The 21923-nt window shown below is 63.5% G+C and carries 23 protein-coding genes and 1 pseudogene; 12 read left to right on the plus strand and 12 right to left on the minus strand.

Annotated elements, in window-relative coordinates; genetic code table 11:
* Positions 1 to 408 precede the first annotated feature (408 nt).
* The 4 genes from OC537_RS20635 (at position 409) to OC537_RS16555 (ending at position 4144) form a co-directional block, all read left to right on the plus strand.
* On the plus strand, positions 409 to 636 hold the full coding sequence (locus tag OC537_RS20635; protein WP_316044159.1) for a hypothetical protein: 228 nt from the start codon (positions 409 to 411) through the stop codon (positions 634 to 636).
* 47 nt (positions 637 to 683) lie between these two features.
* Positions 684 to 2072: a FapA family protein gene (locus OC537_RS16545; RefSeq protein WP_316044160.1), complete on the plus strand. Its 1389-nt coding sequence runs from the start codon at positions 684 to 686 to the stop codon at positions 2070 to 2072.
* 126 nt (positions 2073 to 2198) lie between these two features.
* On the plus strand, positions 2199 to 3008 hold the full coding sequence (gene yidA / locus OC537_RS16550) for a sugar-phosphatase (RefSeq protein ID WP_262112888.1): 810 nt from the start codon (positions 2199 to 2201) through the stop codon (positions 3006 to 3008).
* Between the two features lie 365 nt (positions 3009 to 3373).
* Positions 3374 to 4144, plus strand: a complete 771-nt coding sequence (locus OC537_RS16555) for a gamma-glutamyl-gamma-aminobutyrate hydrolase family protein (RefSeq protein ID WP_262112890.1) — start codon at positions 3374 to 3376, stop codon at positions 4142 to 4144.
* Here OC537_RS16555 and OC537_RS16560 read toward each other — a convergent pair.
* Entirely contained in the window at positions 4141 to 4263 is a 123-nt protein-coding gene (locus OC537_RS16560; RefSeq protein WP_262112892.1) for a hypothetical protein, read from the minus strand. The genes OC537_RS16555 and OC537_RS16560 overlap by 4 nt on opposite strands.
* On the opposite strand from OC537_RS16560, the pseudogene OC537_RS16565 reads away from it, so the two are divergent.
* A pseudogene (locus OC537_RS16565) lies at positions 4225 to 4397 on the plus strand (gamma-glutamyl-gamma-aminobutyrate hydrolase family protein); the annotation flags it as partial. The gene OC537_RS16560 and the pseudogene OC537_RS16565 overlap by 39 nt on opposite strands.
* Here OC537_RS16565 and OC537_RS16570 read toward each other — a convergent pair.
* The 7 genes from OC537_RS16570 to lptM form a co-directional block, all read right to left on the minus strand.
* Complete coding sequence (locus OC537_RS16570; RefSeq protein WP_262113330.1) at positions 4394 to 4798, minus strand: hypothetical protein; 405 nt, start codon at positions 4796 to 4798, stop codon at positions 4394 to 4396. The pseudogene OC537_RS16565 and the gene OC537_RS16570 sit on opposite strands and share 4 nt — an antisense overlap.
* A gap of 92 nt (positions 4799 to 4890) precedes the next feature.
* Positions 4891 to 5601: an HAD-IA family hydrolase gene (locus OC537_RS16575; RefSeq protein ID WP_139746181.1), complete on the minus strand. Its 711-nt coding sequence runs from the start codon at positions 5599 to 5601 to the stop codon at positions 4891 to 4893.
* 204 nt (positions 5602 to 5805) lie between these two features.
* Positions 5806 to 6762, minus strand: coding sequence for a tyrosine recombinase XerC (gene xerC, locus OC537_RS16580; RefSeq protein WP_234676110.1), 957 nt, complete (start codon positions 6760 to 6762; stop codon positions 5806 to 5808).
* On the minus strand, positions 6755 to 7435 hold the full coding sequence (locus tag OC537_RS16585; protein WP_162627239.1) for a DUF484 family protein: 681 nt from the start codon (positions 7433 to 7435) through the stop codon (positions 6755 to 6757). The genes xerC and OC537_RS16585 overlap by 8 nt, the downstream gene beginning before the upstream one ends.
* 301 nt (positions 7436 to 7736) lie before the next feature.
* Positions 7737 to 8567 carry a diaminopimelate epimerase gene (gene dapF / locus OC537_RS16590; protein ID WP_106885144.1) on the minus strand — a complete coding sequence of 277 codons (831 nt, stop codon included), beginning with the start codon at positions 8565 to 8567 and terminating at the stop codon, positions 7737 to 7739.
* A gap of 161 nt (positions 8568 to 8728) precedes the next feature.
* On the minus strand, positions 8729 to 9979 hold the full coding sequence (lysA, locus tag OC537_RS16595; RefSeq protein ID WP_262112897.1) for a diaminopimelate decarboxylase: 1251 nt from the start codon (positions 9977 to 9979) through the stop codon (positions 8729 to 8731).
* A gap of 20 nt (positions 9980 to 9999) precedes the next feature.
* Positions 10000 to 10206: an LPS translocon maturation chaperone LptM gene (gene lptM, locus OC537_RS16600; RefSeq protein ID WP_106885145.1), complete on the minus strand. Its 207-nt coding sequence runs from the start codon at positions 10204 to 10206 to the stop codon at positions 10000 to 10002.
* A 73-nt stretch (positions 10207 to 10279) separates the two neighbouring features.
* Here lptM and cyaY point away from each other — a divergent pair, with 73 nt between their 5' ends.
* Together cyaY and OC537_RS16610 are read left to right on the plus strand one after the other, a co-directional pair.
* Positions 10280 to 10594, plus strand: a complete 315-nt coding sequence (gene cyaY, locus OC537_RS16605; RefSeq protein ID WP_106885146.1) for an iron donor protein CyaY — start codon at positions 10280 to 10282, stop codon at positions 10592 to 10594.
* A gap of 14 nt (positions 10595 to 10608) precedes the next feature.
* Positions 10609 to 11262 carry an alpha/beta hydrolase gene (locus OC537_RS16610; protein WP_162520217.1) on the plus strand — a complete coding sequence of 218 codons (654 nt, stop codon included), beginning with the start codon at positions 10609 to 10611 and terminating at the stop codon, positions 11260 to 11262.
* Between the two features lie 92 nt (positions 11263 to 11354).
* On the opposite strand, the gene OC537_RS16615 is transcribed toward OC537_RS16610, so the two are convergent.
* Positions 11355 to 13874 (minus strand): class I adenylate cyclase, encoded by a 2520-nt coding sequence (locus OC537_RS16615; protein ID WP_106885148.1) that lies wholly within the window; start codon positions 13872 to 13874, stop codon positions 11355 to 11357.
* A 322-nt stretch (positions 13875 to 14196) separates the two neighbouring features.
* Between OC537_RS16615 and hemC the strand changes: the two genes are divergently transcribed.
* The 4 genes from hemC to OC537_RS16635 are packed head-to-tail and all read left to right on the plus strand — an operon-like array spanning position 14197 to position 18154.
* The gene (hemC, locus tag OC537_RS16620) at positions 14197 to 15126 is read left to right on the plus strand and encodes a hydroxymethylbilane synthase (RefSeq protein ID WP_262112905.1); all 930 of its coding nucleotides are present in this window, start codon (positions 14197 to 14199) and stop codon (positions 15124 to 15126) included.
* Positions 15127 to 15172: 46 nt separating this feature from the next.
* Positions 15173 to 15907, plus strand: coding sequence for a uroporphyrinogen-III synthase (locus OC537_RS16625; RefSeq protein ID WP_262113335.1), 735 nt, complete (start codon positions 15173 to 15175; stop codon positions 15905 to 15907).
* Entirely contained in the window at positions 15904 to 16980 is a 1077-nt protein-coding gene (locus OC537_RS16630) for a uroporphyrinogen-III C-methyltransferase (protein ID WP_262112907.1), read from the plus strand. The genes OC537_RS16625 and OC537_RS16630 overlap by 4 nt, the downstream gene beginning before the upstream one ends.
* Positions 16981 to 16990: 10 nt before the next feature.
* Positions 16991 to 18154, plus strand: coding sequence for a heme biosynthesis HemY N-terminal domain-containing protein (locus tag OC537_RS16635; RefSeq protein WP_106885151.1), 1164 nt, complete (start codon positions 16991 to 16993; stop codon positions 18152 to 18154).
* Between the two features lie 230 nt (positions 18155 to 18384).
* On the opposite strand, the gene OC537_RS16640 is transcribed toward OC537_RS16635, so the two are convergent.
* Both OC537_RS16640 and glpX read right to left on the minus strand, forming a co-directional pair.
* Positions 18385 to 18636, minus strand: a complete 252-nt coding sequence (locus OC537_RS16640; protein WP_025325492.1) for a YkgJ family cysteine cluster protein — start codon at positions 18634 to 18636, stop codon at positions 18385 to 18387.
* Between the two features lie 269 nt (positions 18637 to 18905).
* Positions 18906 to 19916, minus strand: a complete 1011-nt coding sequence (glpX, locus tag OC537_RS16645) for a class II fructose-bisphosphatase (protein WP_106885152.1) — start codon at positions 19914 to 19916, stop codon at positions 18906 to 18908.
* A 218-nt stretch (positions 19917 to 20134) separates the two neighbouring features.
* Between glpX and OC537_RS16650 the strand changes: the two genes are divergently transcribed.
* Positions 20135 to 21193: a porin gene (locus tag OC537_RS16650; RefSeq protein WP_111910726.1), complete on the plus strand. Its 1059-nt coding sequence runs from the start codon at positions 20135 to 20137 to the stop codon at positions 21191 to 21193.
* An 86-nt stretch (positions 21194 to 21279) separates the two neighbouring features.
* Here the strand turns inward: OC537_RS16650 and OC537_RS16655 are convergent, their stop codons facing one another.
* Positions 21280 to 21759, minus strand: a complete 480-nt coding sequence (locus OC537_RS16655; RefSeq protein WP_262112912.1) for a GNAT family N-acetyltransferase — start codon at positions 21757 to 21759, stop codon at positions 21280 to 21282.
* Positions 21760 to 21923 lie beyond the last annotated feature (164 nt).

The following is a 21923-nucleotide window of genomic DNA, read 5'->3' on the forward strand; positions in this document are numbered from 1 at the left end:
TCGTTCGGTTGGACAAGAGGACAGTATGGTCGGCAGCGACCGGCATCAGCGCCTCGGGGCGGCGGCAGATTAAAATCCCTTGAACCTCCCCTTGCAAGGTGAATCGTATTGCCACCCTGAACTTGATGCCCGTCGGGGGCGGCAGTCGGTGAAATAGTCAGCAGATACCGCCAAAAACACCTCATTTGACACTCAGCAAGCCGCCGCGCCTTCGCCATCGGCCCAACTCCCCGTCACACAGGATTTCCTCAACCCGGCTCACCCATTTGCACTCGGCTCGTTGACCCGGACGACGAAATGTCAGAATACTGCGGTTCTTGGCCGCCCCGGCGGCATCGACTCTTGGCAAGGATCCCGCCCCCGGCCACAGGGGGGCTAGCCGGATCGGGACAACGAAGGAGGATCCCGGTGTTAAGCAAAGCGTGGTTTCAGCTGTCGGCAGACATGACCTATGTCTGTCTGCGCATTACCCCGGGTCTCACCGAGCCCGTCCAGGAGCAACATGTCCTGGCCCTGCTGCGGCTCTCCAACTGCCGACGCTATCAACCCCTCGACGAGGGGATCCGGCAGGCCGTCGCCCTGCTCAACACCCTGCTGACCCAGCCGGACGCCCCCTCCCCCCTCCCGTGCCCATAGCCCAGCGGCAGGATGCCCGGCTCCTCGTCCTGGTCGACAAGGATCAGATGAGCGCCAGCGCCCAGATCACCGCCGACTGGGGCGGCAACCCCCTGACCCTGGCGCAGTTGCAGGAGGCGGTGGCGGCGAGCCCAATCAAGCAGGGGGTGAGCGAGCGGCTGCTCGCCGCCGCCATCAAGGCCGCCAGCGAGGCGGCCCCCGGCGCCCGGCTCACCCCTGTCATCGCCCTGGGCAAGGCGGCCAGGCATGGCCAAGATACCCGCCTGGAGCGGCTGGTGGAGACGGCGGCGGAGCGGATCCTCAAGCCCCAGGAGGTGGACCACGGCAAGGTGGACATGCGCGATCTCGGCACCCTGCTCACCGTCAAGGCGGGCGCCCCCCTGATGCGGCGCCACCCCGCCACCCAGGGCATAGAGGGCTTCACGGTGACGGGCCAGGTGCTGCCGGCCCGCCACGGCAAGGAGAGCGCCATGACGGCGGGAGAAGGAACCTGTTTCTCCCCCGAGGACCCGGATCTGCTGCTGGCGACCCGTGCCGGGCTACCTTGCCAGGAGCGGGCCGGCATGAGGGTGGACGAGGTGCTGAGCGTCAAGCAGGTCGACATCCGCCACGGTCACGTCATGTTCGAGGGCTCCCTGTTGGTCACCGGGGACGTCATGCCCGGCATGCGGATCAAGACCAGCGGCGATGTGGTGATAGGGGGCTTCGTCGAGGGGGGTTATATCGAATCCGGCGGCACCATCACGGTGCGCAACGGCATCATAGGGCGCAAGCTGGAGGGGGACCAGTACCTCTGCCACCTCAACGCCGGGGGCGAGATCCACGCCAGCTATGCCCAGTACGCCAGGCTGGAGGCCGATGGCGACATCCATATCCAGAGCCAGCTCAGCCACAGCTATTGCCGCAGCGGCCAGGACATCAGGGTCGGGGACAGCGCCATGCGCAAGGGCCACCTCATCGGCGGCATCAACATTGCCAACCGACTCATCATGGCGCCCGTGCTCGGGGCCTCGGCGGCGAACCGGACCCGGCTGCAGATCCTCGGTGGCTACTTCAGCCACAAGGAGCAGGAGCAGGCCCTGCGTCAACGCAAGCAGGCCTGCCGGGAGCAGCTCGACAAGCTGCAGGATCTCATCCTGCGGCTGCTGCAACTGCCCGGCGACAAGCGCAATCCCGAGACCCTGAAGAAGATCAAGGAGCTGCGCACCCGTCAGCTGGACGAGAGCAAGTCCCTTGATGAACAGCTTGCCGAGGCGCAGCGCGAGCTGCAGGCCCTGATGGCCAACATGGACATCATCGCCACCCAGCGCCTCTTCCCCGGCGTCGAGGTGGAGATGGCCCATCACCACAACAGGGTCGACATAGAACACGGCCCCATCCACTTCGCCATCCGGGAAGATCAACTGCAACTGACCCCTTACGAGGGCCAGCACTGAGAGGTGCCAGTCAGGGGCAGCTCTGCCACGCAACCGTTCAACTCGTGATCCCGGCGGCGATTTTCGCTACACTCGGCCTCCCCTTGGCCCCATAGGGCGGGCCGGCCAGACTCAGGTAGTGAGAAGATGTACAAGCTGATCGCATTGGATATGGATGGCACCCTGCTGAACCCGCACGGTCAAATAACCCCCCGCACCCATGCCGCCATCGCGGCCGCCCGCGCCCAGGGCGTGACAGTAGTGCTGACCTCGGGCCGCCCGCTGGAAGGCATGACGCCCTATCTGGCCGAACTCGGCCTCACCGGTCAGGATGACTACGTCATCTGCTACAACGGCGCCCTGGTGCAGCAGGTCGCGGATCAACGCATACTGCGCAGCCAGCTGCTGACCGGCAGCGACGCCAGCGCCATCGCCCATCTCGCCTCTGAGCTGGGGGTCAACGTCCACGGCTTCTCCGTCCTCCAGGGCCTCATCAGCCCCAGGATCAGCACCTACACAGAGCACGAGTCCCAACTGATCAAGATGCCGATCAACCTGGTGGACTTCGCCACCCTGCCCGCCGACGAGCAGATCATGAAGGTGATGATGATAGACCCCGAGCCCCAGCTCTCCCGCGCTATCGCCCAGTTGCCCGCCGAGCTCTATGAGCGCTACACGGTGGTGCGCAGCTCCCCCTACTTCCTCGAGTTCATGAACAAGCGAAGCAACAAGGGCACCGGCGTGGCCGCCCTGGCGGAGCACCTGGGCCTCACCGCTCACCAGGTGATCGCGGTGGGCGATGCGGGCAACGACCGCCACATGATCGAATATGCCGGACTCGGGGTCGCCATGGGCAACGCCACCGACGAGATCAAGACGCTGGCGCAGCACACCACGGCCCGCAACGACGAGGACGGCGTGGCCAGGGTGATAGAGCAGTTCATCCTCAATGCCTGAATCGACGAGGGGCCTGCGGGCCCCTTCTGCTATCCGGCCATCAGGGCCGAATGTTTAATATATCCACCACGCCTTTCCCCCAAATGCCCGCCAACTGCCGCTAAAGCCCCTGAAGCAGGGACTCAAGCTGGCTCAGTCGCCACGAGATTTAACATTAACGCATCATTTCGTTTGACATATTGAACGGCCTTGGCAGACTGGGATCGGGATCCAGGCTGTCATCGCCCAGGCTGACCGACGATTCTGGCACTGTGACACGACCCTGATCCCATGACCATGCCTTGAGGCATGCCCTTGCGAGAGTGACGCGGCAAGGGCCTTCCCAAGGCGCAGGATGAGACCGCCAAGGATAGCCAAGGTGACCTATGCCCAACCCCAGTTCCCATTCCAAACCCGTCGTGCTGATGACCATGGGGGCCCAGGCCCGCAGTGGCCACGCCTACCAGGTAATGACCCACAAATACATCACCCCCCTGGTGGAGATCAGCGACTGCGTGCCCCTGCTGGTTCCCACCTGCTGCGGGACAGCTGATCTGGAGCAGTATCTGGATCTCGTCGATGGGGTCTACCTGAGCGGGGCCGGATCCAACATAGATCCCGCCCTCTACGGCCAGGAGAACCTGACCCCGGAGAAGGCCCAGGACAGGGACAGGGATCTGTTCGACATAGCCCTGGTGCGCGCCGCCCTCGATCGGGGACTGCCCCTGCTCGGCATCTGCCGCGGCATGCAGGAGATCAACGTGGCGCTGGGCGGGGATATTCATCAGAAGGTCTATTGCGAGCCCGGCTATGCGGATCACAGGGAGGATGCGGACGATCCCGTGGAGGAGCAGTATGGCCACAGCCACCAGGTGAGTCTGGTGCCCGGCAGCTGGTTTGCCGACCTGATGGGGGAGGCGCAGATCCCGGTCAACTCCCTGCACGGTCAGGGGATCAAGACGCTGGCCAAGGGGTTGGCGCCGCTGGCCCATGCCGAGGACGGGCTGATCGAGGCGATCCACGCCCCTGCCCTCTCCCCCTTCCTCCTGGCGGTGCAGTGGCACCCTGAGTGGAAGGCGAAAGAGAACCCCCACTCCATCAAGCTGTTTAGCGCCTTCGGCGACGCCTGTCGCCAGTATCGGCAGCGGGCGGGCTAGTCGCCGAATCCCTTGCCCTTCAACTTGGGCAGGGCCCCGCGAACGGGGCGCACGCAGGGTATGGCAGACATCCGGCGTCGCTGACCCATGTCGAGGATGGCTTGATCGAGGCTATTCATGCCACGCTCCCACCCTCTTTCTCCTGGCGGTGCAGTGGCACCCGGAGTGGAAGGCGAAAGAGAATCCCCACTCCATCAAGCTGTTTAGCGCCTTCGGCGACGCCTGTCGCCAGCATCGGCAGCGGGCGGGCTAGTCGCCGAATCCCTTGCCCTTCAACTTGGGCAGGGCCCCGCGATCCGGGCGCAGGGTACGGCAGACATCCAGCCCCTTGAGGCCCCGCTGAACATGGTCAGGGGCCTGCCCCAGCACCATGCCGTTGCCGCGATAGAGCCGGGCCTCTTCCAGCTCGAACAGCTCGCCGCCGATCAGCAGCTGTTCGCGGCCATCGACCACCTTGCCCCGCTTCAGGGGCAGGGTCATGTCCACCAGTATCTCGCCGGTGGCGCACCCTTCACGCCAGCGGGCCTGATCCGAAAAGGGCGAAATGGCGATATCCCGCCAGGATCCATCCCTGAACTCCATCCGGTAGTGGTCGCTAAACAGATCGCAGCCCGCCAGCACGATGGGGATGACCAACCAGATGACACTCTTCATTCCACTCACGCCCAGCACTCCCTTGTCAGTCCGCGCCAAGGATAAATAAATGGCCTCGCCTGCGCATCTCTTTCTCTGCCCCTCTAGCAGGATCAGAGCAGCAGCCCGGCCAGCTCGTCGAGGGTGGCGAGCTCCACATCCGGCAGCAACTGCAACGACTGCCAGGGCAACCGGCGCTCGTTGAGCCAGGCGGCTTTGAAGCCGTGCAACCTGGCCCCCAGCACGTCCGTCTCGGGATGATCCCCCACGTGGAGTATCTGGCCGGGGGCGAGCCCGAGGGCCTGCTGCACCTGCACGAACATGTCCGGCGCCGGCTTCATCCTGGCCCCGGCCCCCGCCTTGCAGACCAGGGTGAAGTAGTCCGCGAGTCCGGCCTGCACCAGATCCAGGTTGCCATTGGTGATGACCGCCAGGGGGTAGCGTTCCGCCAGGCGAGCCAGCAGGGCGTGAGTTGCCTCGCTCACCTCTATCTTCGAGCGCTCGGCGAGAAAGGCGGCGAACACCCGCTCTGCCTCCTGATCCGCCCGGGAGGCGGCCATGCCCCCCTGCACCATGGCCTCGCGGATGCCGTGCTGGCGCGCCAGGCTGACGTCCTGACCCAGCTCGGGCCGGGCCAGCAGCAGGTTGCGCTTGAGCTCGAGCCAGCGCGGCTTGTCCAGCATGGCGGTGGCCAGGTATTCGCTGCGCAGGTGGCTCAGCATCCACTGCTCGGCCCGCGCTATGGCGGGGCCGTTGTCATAGAGGGTGTCGTCAAGATCAAACGAGATGGCGGCCACCGGCTGCCAGCGACGGTAGAACTGCATGGTCATTCCTCTTTATGGGGCTGTTCCCGTTACCTGTTGTCAAACCCATTCCCCTCATCCCCAAGCGTTCTCCCACGAGGGTAGAAGGGAGCAGAACCATTCGAGCACAGTCGCTTTTACTCATCTTCCGGGGTAGCGGGATCCCGTTTGGCCCTCGCGAATGGTGCGCTGTCATTCCCTTGGCCCCTTGATAACTGGCAAAGCTCACTCATCTTCCGGGGTGGCAGGATCCCGTTTGGCCCTTGGGTGGGCACTGTCATACACCTTGGCCAGATGCTGGAAGTCGAGGTGGGTATAGATCTGGGTGGTGGAGAGATCGGCGTGGCCCAGCAGCTCCTGCACCGCCCGCAGATCGCCGGAGGACTCCAGCATGTGGGTGGCGAAGCTGTGGCGCAGCTTGTGGGGGTGAACGTGGGCATTGAGGGCCTGCTTGTTGCCCCAGCCGTCGAGCCGCTCCTGTACCGAGCGGGCCGACAGTCGCTGCCGGCGCTTGGAGACGAACAGCGCCTCCCCCTCGTCCCCCGCCAGCAAGGGCCGCACCTTGAGCCACTTCTGCAGCCACTCCACCGCCATCCTGCCCATGGGCAGCACCCGCTCTCGCGACCCCTTGCCGGTGACCCTGAGCTGGCGCTCATCGAGCTTCACGTCCGCGAGGTTGAGCCCCACCAGCTCGGCGAGGCGCAAGCCGGAGGAGTACATCAGCTCCATGATGGCGCGATCCCGCACCGCCAGCGGATCCTGCTCGTCGGTGATGTTGAGCAGCTGGTACATCTCGTCCACGTCGAGGTTCTTGGGCAGCGGCCGCCCCTGCTTGGGGGTGACGATGCCGCGGGCCGGGTTGGCAGGGAGCCGCCCCTGGCGCACCTGCCAGTCGCAGAAGCTGCGCAGGGCAGAGACCTTGGTGGCGAGCGATCGGGGGGCCAGGCCTGCCTTGTGCATCCGGGTCACCAGGCTGCGCACCTGGCTCGCCTCGAGCCGGGCCCAGTCATCGACCCCCAGCCTGACCAGCTCGGCGGCCATGGCTTCCAGATGGGCCTGATAGTTGCTGCGGGTATGAGGGCTGAGCTGGCGCTCGACCCTCAGGTATTCGATAAAGGCGGTGAGTTCCCCCGCCAGGGAGGCAGGCAGGGGGTCGGCGGCGGGGAGGGGTGCCTTAGCCACGAACCAGCTCGGGCAGACGCAGTTGCAGCAGACGCCCCAGCTGACCCAGCAGCAGGGTGTCGTTGTGAGGGGTGAAGTGGCTGGGATCCGAGCTCGCGAAGGCCAGCACGCCGAGATCCCCGAGCCGCATCAGGGCCACGGAGTTGACCAGCACATCGCTGCCAAACAGCGCCTGCTTCTCGCTCTGGTTGAGCCGGCCGAAGTAGTAATCCGTCCCGGGCAGCCGCTGGCCCAGCAGCTGATCGAGCTGCTTGCCGTCAGCCAGGAAGCGCTGCTCGGGGCCAGTCAGCTGGAATTTCTTCGGGCTGAGCCAGAGCCGCAGGCCGGTCAGCCGCAGCCGCTGCACGAAGGCCTTGCCCATCACGGCGCTCAGCTCGAACAGGGTCTGGCAGCCATACAGCTCGCCATAGAGATCCGCATAGACCCGGAAGATCCGCTCGTTCTCGCTGGCGATCCCCATCAGTTCGGTGATCTCCTGCTCCAGCTGCTCGATGCGCTCGCGCTGTCTGTCCAGCTGGCGCTCCACCAGGGAGATGGTGCCCTTGTGCTCATGGGGAATGCGGATCCTGTCCAGCATGGCCCCGTGGCGCTGGAAAAACTCGGGGTAACGGGCCAGGTACTCCAGCACTGTGGCTTCGTCCATCAGTGATTCCTGCCGTTTGAGTTCGCTCATAACTTGGTTGATCCATCCGAAAAAGGGGCACAGGGCCCCGACATTACCGTTTGGCTGCGCGGAGGACGTCCCCACTCGATGCCTATAACTCTATCTGGCCGTCGAACACGTGTTCGGCCGGGCCCGTCATATGCTCGACTGGCCCGCTCACTGGCTTACAGCTCTATCTGGCCATCAAAGACATGCTCGGCCCGGCCCGTCATATGCTCGGCTGGCCCGCTCACTGGCTTACAGCTCTATCTGGCCGTCAAAGACATGCTCGGCCGGGCCCGTCATATGCTCGACTGGCCCGCTCACTGGCTTACAGCTCTATCTGGCCATCAAAGACATGCTCGGCCGGGCCCGTCATGTAGACCGGCTGACCCGGCCCCTTCCAGGCGATGGTCAGCTTGCCCCCCGGCAGGGTGACGGTGACCCGCTCTCTGAGCTTGCCCTGGCTGATGCCGAGCACCACGGCCGCACAGGCGCCGGTGCCGCAGGCCAGGGTCTCCCCCACCCCGCGCTCGAACACCCGCAACTTGATCTCGCTGGCACTGACCATCTCCATGAAGCCGACGTTGACCCGCTCGGGGAAACGCTCGTGGCGCTCCATGATGGGGCCCAGGGTCTCCACAGGGGCATCGGCCACCGAGGGCACCTCGATGACGCAGTGGGGATTGCCCATGGAGACGGCACCGCACATCACAGTGTGATCCTGCGCCCGCAGCAGGTAGGTCTTCTCCGCCTTCTGGGCGCGAAACGGGATCTTGCCCGGCTCGAACTGGGGCACCCCCATGTTGACCGTGACCTGGTTCTCCCCCTCCAGCTGCAGGGTGATGCGGCCTCGGGCCGTGCTGACCGCGATGCGATCCCGGTTGATCAGCCCCTTTAGCCGCACGAAACGGGCGAAACAGCGGGCACCGTTGCCGCACTGCTCCACCTCGCTGCCATCGGCATTGAAGATGCGGTAATGGAAGTCGAGCTCGGGATCATAGGGCGGCTCCACCAGCAGCAGCTGATCGAAGCCGATGCCAAAGTGGCGATCCGCCAGCTTCTTGATGACGTCGTTGCTGAAAAACACCTTCTGGGTGACACCGTCCACCACCATGAAGTCGTTGCCCAGGCCATGCATCTTGGAAAATTCAATCAACATCTTTTTTCCCTGCGCCGTTCAGGCCGTAACGAAAGTCGCCAACCACCCTGAAGTCGTTGTCCAACCCCCCATGCATCCTGGAAAACTCAATCAACATCGCGCGTTCCTGTCTCACCGTTTATCACGCTCTCACCTGGAGGAACGCTGAAAATCCATATAGCTCAAGGCAGCAGGTGCTCGCCTCGCCAGAGGTCGGCGAGCTGCTCCCGCTCACGAATGAGATGGGCCTGGTCACCGTCCACCAGCACCTCGGCCGCACGGGGACGGGTGTTGTAGTTGGACGACATGGTAAAGCCGTAGGCCCCGGCGGAACGCACCGCCAGCAGTGAGCCCTCGGCAATCGCCAGGGTACGCTCCTTGCCGAGGAAGTCACCGGTTTCACACACGGGGCCGACCACGTCGTACAGCGCCTTCTCGTGGGTCGTACGGCTGTCCACCTCTATGATGTTCATCCAGGCGCCATAGAGAGAGGGGCGCAGTAGATCGTTCATGCCGGCGTCGATCAGCGCGAAGTTGCGGGTCTCGCCGGGTTTGAGGAACTCGACCCGGGTCAACAGCACGCCGGCGTTGGCGACTATGGCACGGCCCGGCTCGAACAGCAGGGTCAGATCCCGGCCCGCCAGCTTCTGCTTGAGCGCCTCGGCGTACTCGGTCGGGTGCGGTGGCTGCTCGGCGCCATAGTTGACCCCCAGGCCCCCGCCCACGTCCAGGTGATGGATATGGATACCTTCGGCCGCCAGTTCGTCGATCAGCTTCAGCAGCTTGTCCGCTGCCTCCATAAAGGGATTCAATTCAGTGAGTTGAGAGCCGATGTGGCAATCCACCCCCTTGATCTCGATGTGGGCCATGGCCGCCGCCTTGCGATAGATGGCGGGCGCCTGCTCGATGGGGATGCCGAACTTGTTCTGCTTGAGGCCGGTAGAGATATAGGGATGAGTGCCCGCGTCTATGTCGGGATTGACCCGCACCGAGACGCGCGCTGTCTTGCCCATGCTGCCAGCGACCCGGTTCAGGCGCTCCAGCTCGGCTTCCGACTCCAGGTTGAAGCAGAGGATCTCTTTCTCCAGCGCGAGGCGCATCTCGGCCTCGCTCTTGGCGACGCCGGAGAAGACCACCTTGGCCGGATCGCCCCCTGCCGCCAGCACCCTGGACAGCTCCCCGCCGGAGACGATGTCAAAACCCGAGCCCAGGCGGGCAAGCAGGTTGAGCAGCGCCAGGTTGGAGTTGGCCTTGACCGCATAGCAGATCAGATGGGGAATGTCCCCCGCCGCCTGATCGAAGGCGTGCCAGTGGCGTTCCAAGGTGGCGCGGGAGTAGACATACAGCGGGGTACCGTACTGCTCGGCGAGCTGTTGCAGGGGAAGCTGCTCGGCCTGAAGCTGGCCGTCGGCGTCGTAGTTAAAGTGATCCAAGGGGGCGGTTCCTTCCTAGATTATTGCGGCGCGGCCTCGGAGGCCGGTGTGGCGGTCGCAGGCGAGGCGGCTTGCGGTGTACTCTCTGTCTTGGGCTGTGCCGGCGCTTGCTCAGTGGAGGCGGGCTGTTCGGCCGGTGGCATGTAGAGTGGCCCCGTCAGGCCGCAGGCGGCCAACCCGAACGACAGCGACGCGGCAAACAGGCACTTGGTGAACTGGGTAATCATAATGGTTCGCTGCGAAAAAATTTTTGGCCCTCTATAATCGCACTCACATTGTTAAAAGCAACAGGATAAACCGATGAAGGATCACGAGTATCACGCCCTGACCGACGCCTTTTTCCAGTATGTGGAAGACGTTATCGACGAGGGGTATCCGGATATCGACTGCGAGCGAGCAGGCGGTGTGCTGACCTTAAGCTTCGAGAACAAGACCAAGGTCATCATCAACAAGCAGGAACCCCTGCACCAGATCTGGGTGGCCACCCGCGAGAACGGCTTCCACTTCGAGCTGCGCGGTGACAGCTGGATCGACAACCGCTTCGGCGACGAGCTCAAGGCCCTGCTGACCCGAGCCTGCACCACCCAGGCGGGCGAGCCCGTCCAGTTCCCATGATGGCAGAGTCTCCCATGATGGATCTGCATCCCCAGGGCGCCCGTCATGCGGTGATCTGGCTGCACGGGCTGGGGGATTCCGGCGCCGGGCTCGCGCCCCTGGTCGATGCCCTGGCGCTGCCCGCCACCCTGCTGGTCCGTCACCTGCTGCCCGATGCACCTGAACGGCCCATCACCATCAACATGGGCTACAAGATGCGCGGCTGGTACGACATCAAGAGCTTCGACGACCCGGCGGACCGCGCCGTGGAGTCCCATGTACGCGAGTCCGCCGATCGTATCGCCGCCCTGCTGGATCGGCTGGTGGCCGAGGGCTTCGCCCCGGGCAACATAGTGCTGGCGGGCTTCTCCCAGGGGGGCGTCATCGCCTCCTTCACCGCGCTGCGCTATCAAGCAAAGCTGGCGGGCCTGCTCTGCATGTCCACCTATCTGGCGGCGCCCGAGCAACTGGTCGAGGAGATGAGCGAGGCCGCCCGCGCCCTGCCCATCTGCTACATGCACGGCATCTATGATGATGTGGTGAGCCTCTCCATGGGCTGGGATGCCAAGAACCGGCTGGAGGCGGCGGGCCTCAGCCTAGAGTGGCACGAATACCCCATGCGCCACGAGATCTGCCGACCCCAACTCGCCGACATCCGCCACTGGCTGCTGGCGCGCCTCGGCGCCTGATGTAGCACCACAGATACGACAACGGCCTGCATCATGCAGGCCGTTTGCTTTCATCCCGTTGGCAATGTGCCCGGCACATCACCCCGCTTCCATCACCCTACTTCCCGAGCCGCCCCCGGATTGTCTCGCTGCGGATTCTGGCTGCGGTAGGGGATCACCTCCAGCTTGTCGCCCATCTGCACGATTTCATAATACTGGGGCAGGTTGAAGTTGCTGAACTGGCCCGCATCGCTAAAGCGCTCGTGGCCCGAGGTGTAGAAGCGGTTCACCCCCTGCACCAGCTCATCCTTGTTGCCGGCGAAGTGCTGGTAGATCTCCACCCGGTTCGCCTCGTCCAGGATATAGATGTTGGTGCCCGCATCCCGGGTATCGAAGAAGAACTGCACCAGCCCCTCGCTGGCGTAGGTGTCGACTATGCCGGGCAGGTGCTGGCTGTGGGTCTTGTCGAGCCGCAGCGGCAGGTGATCCAGCTTGTTGTGGGAGATGTGGCGGTAGAAGTCGATGGCGTTTTCCAGCTTCTTCACCGAGACCCCGCGCCGCTCGAAGAAGATACCGTACTTCTCGCGGCCAAGGGCCAGCGTCTTGACCAGTTGCTGCTTGTCCCGGGCCAGACGCAGCTCTATGCATTCGGCCACCAGCTGCTGGAAGCGGGTGCGCACCAGGGAGCGGAAGTGCTGGCTGTAACAGAACACCTCTATCATCTCGGGGGCGGCGGCATCCTGGTGCATCTTGCCGAGTATGGTGGTGAGGGCATCGACCACAGCCTCCTCCCCCTGGAAGTGCAAGGTGCGGATCTCGCTCCAGGAGTTGCGATAGACCAGATCCACGGATCCCACCAGACACTCCTGGTTGCGGCCGAAGGAGAAGACGTCTGCGGCATTGGCGTCGAACTCGATCACCTGCCCCACCCAGTGGCTGGACGGGTCCGTCTCCAGGTTGAGGAAGATGGAGAGCTGGTGGATCTCGCAGGGGCGGCTCAGGGCCAGGTTGGTGGCGCGAGGGTACTTGACCGGGAAGGTCCCAGAGAGATCGCGACAGAACTGGTGCAGGTTGTCGATGTGCAGATCCGAGCCCTGATTGAACAGGTGCACCCGGGACTGGGGGGTCAGCAGGCCGTTGAAGTAGGCCCAGGCCACCAGCTTGCTGATGTATCCGTTATATTCGAGCGGCGCCCGACCTATGATGTCGGCGGGCTCCAGAGAGTGCTTGTAGAGATACCAGCCGGCGCGATTCAGGCGGCCGTGGGGCACCTGCACCAGGCTGAGATCCGGCTCGCCGAGATCCGGCGCTATCTTGAGGTTGATCCGCTGCACCTTGCCCGGCAGGCTCTCGAAGGCGGCATAGAGCTTGCGCGACAGTATGCCGATGTCCTCCGGGTTGATGGACTCGCTGATGTTGTTGCGGCGGGCGAACTGGATGAGGTTGCGGTAGCTCTGCATCAGGGCCTCCAGCAACTCGGCGTAAGCCACCTTGACGTCCTCGACCTTCCACTCCTGGCGATGATCCAGGTGATGCAGCCGCTCCGGGCTCCAGCCCCAGTAAGCCACCAGCTGGGCCATCTGCTCCCGGCGCCAGTCCGGGGAGTGCTCCTCCTTCGGGTGGCTCAGACCGTCGCACACCTTGAGATAGAAGCAGCGGCGCACCAGATCCAGGCGCTGCATGTCGCCGATGGACTTGAGGTAGTTGGTCACCTTGTCCAGCATCAGGCAGTAGTTGTCGAGCCGGTAGTGCATCCCCTCGTTGTGCTGGAACCAGTCGCGGCTGGTCACCGACAGCAGCCGGGTGTTGGGATACTCGTGGGAGTAGGCCTCCATCAGCACCGACTTGAGCACAGCCTTGTAGGGGGAATCTATGCCCTTGTAGAGCTGCCACAGGGCGGAGCCGAAGTACTCCTCGGCGGGAATGCGGTCAAAGCCCCCCAGATCGAGCCAGTCATCCTGGCTCAACTTGCCGTGGGCAAAGAGGCCGTTCACATAGTCGTCGTAGTGATCGTCATATTCCGCAGGCACCAGATACCAGAGCAGCCGCTTGCCCGCGATGTGCATGGCGCTGCGGTAGAACTCGTCGAGCAGCAGCAGGTGCTGGGCACTGCCGCAGCTCTCCCCCTGCATCTGGGCATCGTTGCGCTGGCGGAACTTGTCTTCGGGGATCAGGAAGAAGTTGAGATCGACCCCGCGCTGCTCGGCCCAGAGGGAGAGGTGCTGGCACTTCTGCTCCAGCAGGGCGAGGCGTTCCTGGGACAAGCCGGCCACGTGACAGACCCAGATGTCGAGATCCGAGTGGCAGCACTGACCGATAGAAGAGGTGCTGCCCATGGAGTAGAGGCCCTGGATCGACTTGTCGTGGGTGCTGAGGCCCCCCTGACAGTTGGCGTTCTGACACAGATCCTGGATGAAGGCTTGTTGAGCCTCGTTGGCGACGAAACTCCAGATACCATGAGGCACGTCCCCTGCCACATAACCGGGCAGAAGGGGATGATTGAAGTGCAGCATGACAGGCAGCAGTTGGAAGACCTGCTGCCCATAGCGACTCATGAGATCCAACGCTCGTTGCGTCTTGAGACGATTCAGCTCGTCGTAGCGCGCCACCAGCGTGTCGAGTTTTACCAGCAATGCCCTACCTATGGGGAAGAGAAATGACGCACCAAAACGGGGAGACGTCAAAAAAGTGTGATCATGTTAACAATGCAAACAGCAGTGGTAAACAAGCCCGCACACAATCACCGGATTATTTCTGGCACGCCCCGTAACGGTATCAGCGGAAAGCAATAAAAAATAATATTTTCAATTAGTTGCCATCATATAATGAGCGAATGAAAATTAATTTCAGCGACCCTTTTTGAGCTTGGCCCCGCTTTTGCCGGCTGCGCCATGAAAGCCCCTGCAAAGGGTGGTAAGATCGTTTTCCTCACTAAAGATGAAACAACTGATTGATATGGCAGCCCGAACCCTGAGAATTGCCACTCGCAAGAGCCCACTGGCCCTGTGGCAGGCCAACTTTGTAAAAGATCGGCTGGAAGCCCTCTATCCCGATCTGCGAGTCGAACTGGTTCCCATGAGCACCCAGGGTGACAAGATCCTGGATACGCCGCTGGCCAAGGTCGGCGGCAAGGGACTCTTCGTCAAGGAGCTGGAGACTGCCATGCTGGAAGGGCGGGCCGACATCGCCGTCCACTCCATGAAGGACGTGCCGGTGGAGTTCCCGGAAGGGCTTGGCCTGCACACCATCTGCGAGCGCGAAGACCCGCGCGATGCCTTCGTCTCCAACTGTTTCAAGCAGATCGACGAGCTACCCCAGGGAGCCGTGGTCGGCACCTCCAGCCTGCGCCGCCAGTGCCAGCTGCGGGCCGCCCGCCCGGATCTGGTGATCCGCGACCTGCGCGGCAACGTCAACACCCGCCTCGCCAAGCTGGATGCCGGTGAGTACGACGCCATCATACTCGCCGCCGCCGGCCTGAAACGGCTGGAGATGGCCCATCGCATCACCGCCTTCATCGAGCCGGAGCAGAGCCTGCCCGCCAACGGTCAGGGGGCGGTCGGTATCGAGTGCCGCCAGGATGACCACGAGCTGCACGCCCTGCTGGCACCGCTGGAGCACGCCGAGACCCGGATCCGGGTGCTGACAGAGCGCGCCATGAACCGCGCCCTGCAAGGGGGTTGTCAGGTGCCTATCGGTGCCTATGCGCTGGTGCAGGGGGACGAGGTCTGGCTGCGCGGCCTGGTGGGTAGCCCGGATGGCACCCAGGTGATCCGGGACGAGATCCGCGGCCCCCTGGCGGACGGCGAGGCGCTCGGCCACGCCCTGGCCCAGCGCCTGCTGGCCGCCGGTGCCGACGCAATTCTGGCCGAGGTCTACCGGGCATGAGTGCGGGCCTGGCCGGCTCATGGTCACCACCCCGGAGCGCCACCTGATGGTCCCCCTGGTGGTGCGCCCGGCCGCCCAGGCCGCCCTGCTGGTGCAGTTGCTGCGCCAGCAGGGCCATGCACCGCTGTGCTGCCCGCTGCTGGAAACCCGGCCGGGCAGTGAACTCCCCCGCCTGCCCGAATGGCTGCCCCAAACGGACATCGTCATTGCCGTCAGTGCCCATGCCGTTAAATTTGCTCATCATTTTCTGTTGCAAACTGGTCTGACCTGGCCACATATTGACTACTTTGCGGTCGGTCAGGCCAGCGCAGATGCCTTCAGCGAAGTCGGTATAGAGGCGAGCTGCCCTGACGATCCACGTAGCGAAGGGCTGCTGGCCCTGCCCGCCCTGCAACAGGTGAGCGGCAAGCGGGTGCTGATCCTGCGCGGCAACGACGGGCGGGATCTCATCGCCCGGACGCTGGCCTCACGCGGCGCACTGGTGCACTATTGTGCCACCTATGAGCGCCACTACCCCGAGCTAGACGGGGACGCATTGACCCGCCACTGGCAGGCAGCCGGCCTCGACAGCCTGCTCATCACCAGTGGTGAACTCCTGCAGCGGTTGCTGGCACTGGTGCCCGGCCCGCAGCGACCCTGGCTTTATGACCGCCTGCTGGTGGTGCCCAGTCCCCGGGTGGCCGAGCTGGCCGAGGGAGCTGGTTTTACCCGTATCGTGATTGCCCAAGGTGCATCCAACCAGGCTCTGGTGGCCGCCCTGGAACTGAGGAAGATGGAATGACTGAACAGCAAGAAGTCCAGCCGAGCGCTGCGGCCCCCGCGGCCGACAACAACAAGCCCGAGAACAAGGCCGTCGGCAACAAGAAGGGCGGCGCCGGCGTCGTCCTCGGTGGCGTTGCCATACTGCTGGCCCTGGGGCTGACCGGCGGCCTCTATCTGCACGGCCACCAGAATGCCGTCGCCCAGCAGGCCGAACTCGGCGCCCTCAAGCTGCAACTGGCCGAGGCCATGGGCAAGCTGGATCAGAACAACAGCAAGGATGCCGAACAGTTCAGCGCCCTCGGCAAGAGCCAGCAACAGCAGCAGGAGGCGCTGGACGCCCTGCAGCACAAGGTGCTGGATCTCGACGACAAGCGCCCCAACGACTGGATGCTGGCCGAATCCGAATATCTGGTGCGCATGGCGGGCCGCAAGCTGTGGCTCGAGCATGATATCGTCTCCGCCATCACCCTGCTCGGCAACGCCGACGAGCGGATCAAGGCGCTCAACGATCCCAGCCTGATGCACATTCGCAAGGCACTGGCGGAAGACATAGCCCAGCTCAAGGGGATGCCGCGGGTCGATCGCGAGGGGCTGACCCTGAAGCTGGCTGCGCTCTCCGACCAGATAGAGCTGCTGCCCCTCTCCACCGTGAGCATGCCACAAGCCAAGGCCGAACCGGATCAGGCAGTCAGTGCCAATCCGGACGAGTGGGAGAGCAATCTCAAGAAGAACTGGGTCAAGTTCACCGAGAACTTCATCACCATACGTCGCCGCGACGGGGCCGTGGAGGCCCTGCTCTCCCCGCAGCAGGAGATCTTCCTGCGCGAGAACCTCAAGACCAAGCTGTTGCAGGCCCAGCTCGCCGTCTATCGCGAGCAGCAGGCGCTCTATACCGACAGCCTGGAGAAGGCCCAGCGCTGGCTGACCCAGTACTTCGACGTCGACAACAGCGCCACCCAATACATGCAGTCCGAGCTCGACAAGCTCAAAGGCGAGCAGATCCAGTTTGACTACCCGGATCAGTTCAAGACCCAGTCCATGCTGGAACAGGTGCTGACCGAGCGCCTGCAACGCATCCTGGCCGGCAACTGAGGAGGAGACCATGATTCGTCTGATCGTCGTGGTGGCCGTGATGGTCGCTGGCCTGATCTTCGGCCCCGAAGCCTCCGGCAACAAGGGCTATGTGCTCATCTCGCTCGGCAACTACACGGTGGAGTCTTCGGTCACCAGCGCCGTGATCCTGGCGGTGCTCTTCTACGGCGCCCTGCTCATCGTCGAGTGGGTGCTGGGCCGGGTCTTCGGCCTGCGCCGCAAGACCCAGGGCTGGTTCGGCTCGCGCCGTCGCCGCAAGGCGAACCTGCAAACCGTGAATGCCACCCTGGCCATGGCCGAGGGGCACTACAACCAGGCCGAGAAGCTGCTGATCAAGGGGGCCGACAACAGCGACACCCCGCTGCTCAACTACCTGAGTGCCGCCAAGGTGGCCCAGGCCAGAGGCGATGACGTGCGCCGGGATCACTACCTGCAAAAAGCGCAGGAGGAGAACCCCAAGGCCGAGCTGGCATTGACCCTGATCCAGACCCAGCTGCAGATAGAGCAGGGCCAGTACGACAGCGCCCTCGGCCGGCTCGAATCCGTCTACGCCCTGCATCCGCGCCACCCCATGGTGCTGGATCAACTGCGCCAGGTCTATCTGGCCCGGGAGGACTGGGCGGCCCTGATCGATCTGGCCCCGGCCCTGCGCAAGGTGGGCAAGTTGACGTCGGTGCAGGAAGAGGCGCTGCTGCACCAGGCCTGGACCGGCCGTCTCGAGGCCGCCAGCGGCGCCCTCGAGACCCTGCGCCCTGTGTGGCAGGCGCTGCCCCGCAAGCTGCGTCAGGATCCCGCACTGCTGGCCAGCTACGGGGATCGTCTGCGCCGGCTCGGTGCCGACAGCGAGGCGGCCGACCTCTGGCTGGAGGCCCTGCGCAAGGATCCCTCCCCCGAGCTGTTCGCCCGCCTGCCCAAGCTCAGGCTGGATGACTATCAGCCCATGCTGACCCTGCTCAAGAAGATCCAGGATCAGCCGGGCGCCGAGGCGGCACTTGCACGAATCTACCTGCTGGCCGGCCAGCTGGACGAGGCCCAGCGCCTGCTGGAGCAGGAAGTGGCGAAGAGGCCGGATGCCGCCCTCTACCACGCCCTCGGCCAGGTGATGGACAAGCGCCGTCTCACCAACAAGGCCAACGAGTACTATCGTCAGGCCCTGCAACTGGCCGACGTCTGACACGAGTGACAGAGAAAACCAAAAAGGCCGCAATTGCGGCCTTTTTCTATTCCGGGTTTCTCCGTGTTTCGCGATCGTTCGAATACGCTTCGCTATTCGAACCTACGAGAACGGCTGGATGTGGAGGCTTGATTGGCCATGTAGGTTCGATTAACCGCGCAGCGGCGTAATCGGACGAGGTAACGTCGTTGCGGACATCGCCACATCATCGGACGAGCCACAACCTCGCCTCAGGCCGTCAGCCGCTCCATCTCGCCGATAAGCCAGACAGCCTCCTGGCGGTGCGAGCCGCACACATCCTGCATGGGCCGAAAGCTGCTACACACCGCCGGGCGCTCAGGCTGGCCGAAGATCTTGCAGCCCAGCCACTGGTCGAGCTGAACACAGGGAACGCCGGCCGGCTTGCCCTCCGGCATGCCGGGGATGGCACTGCTGATACTGGGGGCTGTGCAGCAGGCACCGCAACCTTGACGACATTCCATATGATGCATTCCTGTGCATGGCGAAGCAGTCTATCAAAGGGCCCCGATTCCCCTTAGCCTTATCCGCCCTGTTCCTCGAAATAGTCCAGGCCCCGGCGCGTGGGCAACAAAAAGCCCGACGGCAGCAGCGGTCGGGCTTTTCAGTGACAGGGCTTTCGCGCATCAGAGAATGATGTCGCGTACCACGCTGTCCTTGCGATCCAGGGAGTGGATCGACTTGATGCGGCGGCATGAGAGGACGGGACTTGCCGCCACTCAGCACACCCTCATCACAGGATGATGTCGCGTACCACACTGTCCTTGCGATCCAGGAAGTGGATCGACTTGATACGGCGGATGGTTCTGGACTTGCCGCGGATCAGCAGGGTCTCCGTGGTCGCCATGACGCCATTGCTGGTGATGCCTTCCAGCAGATCACCCTTGGTGATGCCGGTGGCCGAGAAGATGACGTTGTCATTCTTGGCCAGATCTTCCAGCTTGAGCACCTTGGTCACGTCGATGCCGAGCTCCTGGCAACGGGCAATCTCCTGCTCGCCCAGGGCACGCACCTCGGGGCTGTCACCCTTGACCTGATGACGGGGCACCAGGCGCGCCTGCATGTCGCCGTCCAGGGCGCGGATCACAGCAGCCGAGATCACCCCTTCCGGGGCGCCGCCGATGCCATAGAGCATGTCCACTTCGCTGTCCGGCAGGCAGGTGAGGATGGAGGCGGCCACGTCACCATCGGGGATGGCGAACACCCGCACGCCCAGCCCCTGCATCTCCTTGATCGCCTTGTCATGACGCGGCTTGGCCAAGGTGATGACGGTCAGGCGGGAGAGCGGCTTGCCGAGCGCCTTGGCCACGGCCTTGAGGTTCAGCTCCAGGGCCTGATCGAGATCGATGGCGCCCTTGGCACCCGGACCCACGATCAGCTTCTCCATGTACATGTCGGGAGCCTTGAGGAAGGAGCCCTTGTCGCCGACAGCCAGCACGGCCAGGGCATTGGACTGCCCCATGGCGGTCATGCGGGTGCCCTCTATGGGGTCGACCGCGATGTCCACGGCGTCGCCCTGACCCGTGCCCACCTTCTCGCCGATGTAGAGCATGGGGGCTTCGTCGATCTCGCCCTCGCCTATCACAATCTCGCCATCGATCTGGATCTGATTGAGGATGTGACGCATGGCCGCAACGGCCGCGCCATCGGCGATATTCTTGTCACCACGTCCGAGCCACTTGTAGCCAGCCAGTGCAGCCGCTTCCGTCACTCGGGAAAATTCGATTGCCAGTTCACGTCTCATCGCATATCCAACCTTAGGAGCTCGAAAACGGGCGGCATTCTACCACAAGGGCAAACCTTTGCGCGCAAAAGTGGCTGCTCGCCACATAAATCGCGGTTTTCATCCCGCTGACATGAAACCGCCACGGTTTGTTCACCGCACGGTCACCCCGCTGTCATCTGCCCCTCCTAGCATGGCCCCGTCTTTTAAAACAGAAGCTTGCAACACAAGGGATCATGATGAAAAAGCTGACAGTAGTAGCATTGGCTCTCACCGCCGCCTTCCAGGCTCAAGCCGTCGAAGTCTATAAAAATGACTCCACTCTGCTCGATCTCTATGGCCGCATCTACGCCGGCCAGTTCTTCGGTGAGAAGAAGGAGCTGGATGCCAATGGTGACATCAAGAACGAATACAGCGACAAGCAGGGCGCCAACCAGTTTGTCCGCCTGGGCGCCAAGGTAGAGAGCGAGATCAACCCGGGTCTCAAGGCTCTGGCCCAGTATGAATTGCAGATCTACGTCAATGACAGCGAGAAGACCGTCAGCGAGAACTCCGACAACATGCGCACCCGCCTGGCCTTCGCCGGTGTGGGCGCCGACTGGGGCAATGTCACCTTCGGTCGCCAGAAGGGCGCCCCCGGCCTGCTGGCCGACTGGACCGACGTCTCCCTCTCCGACGGCTACGGCAACGACGCCCTCGGCGCCAAGACAGACACCTTCGCCACCAACCGTGCCGGCTCTGTGCTGAAATACTCAGGCCTGTTCAACGGCTTCCAGGTCGATACCAGCTACAAGTTCGACGGCGGTGACACCGAAGAGACCACCAGCAAGGACAGCGATGCCGCCTACGGCGCCGCCCTGGCCTACACCTTCCCGTTCAACCTGGCCCTGGGTACCGCCTACAACGTGGGTATCCGCGACAAGAGCGGTGAAGAGGATGCCAAGCTGTGGCTGATCTCCGCCAAGTACGACAACAAGGCCGTCTATGCCGCCCTGAGCTACGCCGACGGCAGCGACTTCCTGGCCACCGGCAAGGATCACACCGGCTGGGAAGCGGCGCTCGGCTACAACTTCGAGAGCGGCTTCGGCCTGATGGCCCTGTGGAACAAGCAGAAGGTGGAGCAGAGCGGCAAGAGCGATTACGACTCCATCGACTACTACACCCTGGGGGCCCAGTACAAGTTCAACAAGAACCTGAGGGTCATCGGCGAGTACCGCATCAACAACCTGGACAGCAATGACAGCGGCAAGCTGAACACCAAGGATGACTTCCAGCTGGCGGCCCGTTACGACTTCTAACTCAGGCCCCAGACAAAGCGGCGCGCAGATCCCTCTGCGCGCCGTTTTTCATTCTCCTCTCCCGCCTTGGGGCTGAGCCACAGAGGCTAGAGTTTCTTCTGCCAGAACAGGGCCCTGCCCACTTGCGGGCTCAGCTCATAGCCCTCGAAACCGCTGGCCTTGTAGGCGGCCTGCGCCACCTTGTTGCCCTCCAGCACCTCCAGGGTCAGCTTGCAACAGTCGAGCTCCCGGGCGAGCCGCTCCACCCCGGCCAGCAACGCCTTGCCGATGCCGCGGCCACGATGGGCCGGGTGCACCGCCAGATCGTGGATATTGAGCAGGGGCCGGCAGGCGAAGGTCGAGAACCCCTCGAAGCAGGTGGCCACCCCGACCGGCTGGTCATCCACCCAGGCCAGCAGCACATGGGCACCACTTCTCGCCGCCAGGGCCTGCGCCAGATTGGCCTTCACCTCGTCAGCCAGGGGGGCGCCGCCGCCCATCTCGTCCCTGGCGTATGCGTCGAGCAACGCCACCAGCGCCTCGCCATGGTGCCGGTTATGAAGATCCGCCCTGATGATCTCTGCCATGTCCCTCTCCCTTCCTGTTCCATCCGTGATGCGCCATGGCGCGTTCTGGCCATGGTAACCCCGCCGTTCACCCATCTCCAAACCGGGGCATGAACCCGGCTGGTGCCGTCTGACTGCGCCCATTTCCATCGATGTAGTTTTCTTACATCTTTCCCTTGCAAGGC

Source organism: Aeromonas sp. Marseille-Q5825, from assembly GCF_946892685.1.
In the GTDB taxonomy this organism is placed as follows: domain Bacteria; phylum Pseudomonadota; class Gammaproteobacteria; order Enterobacterales; family Aeromonadaceae; genus Aeromonas; species Aeromonas rivipollensis.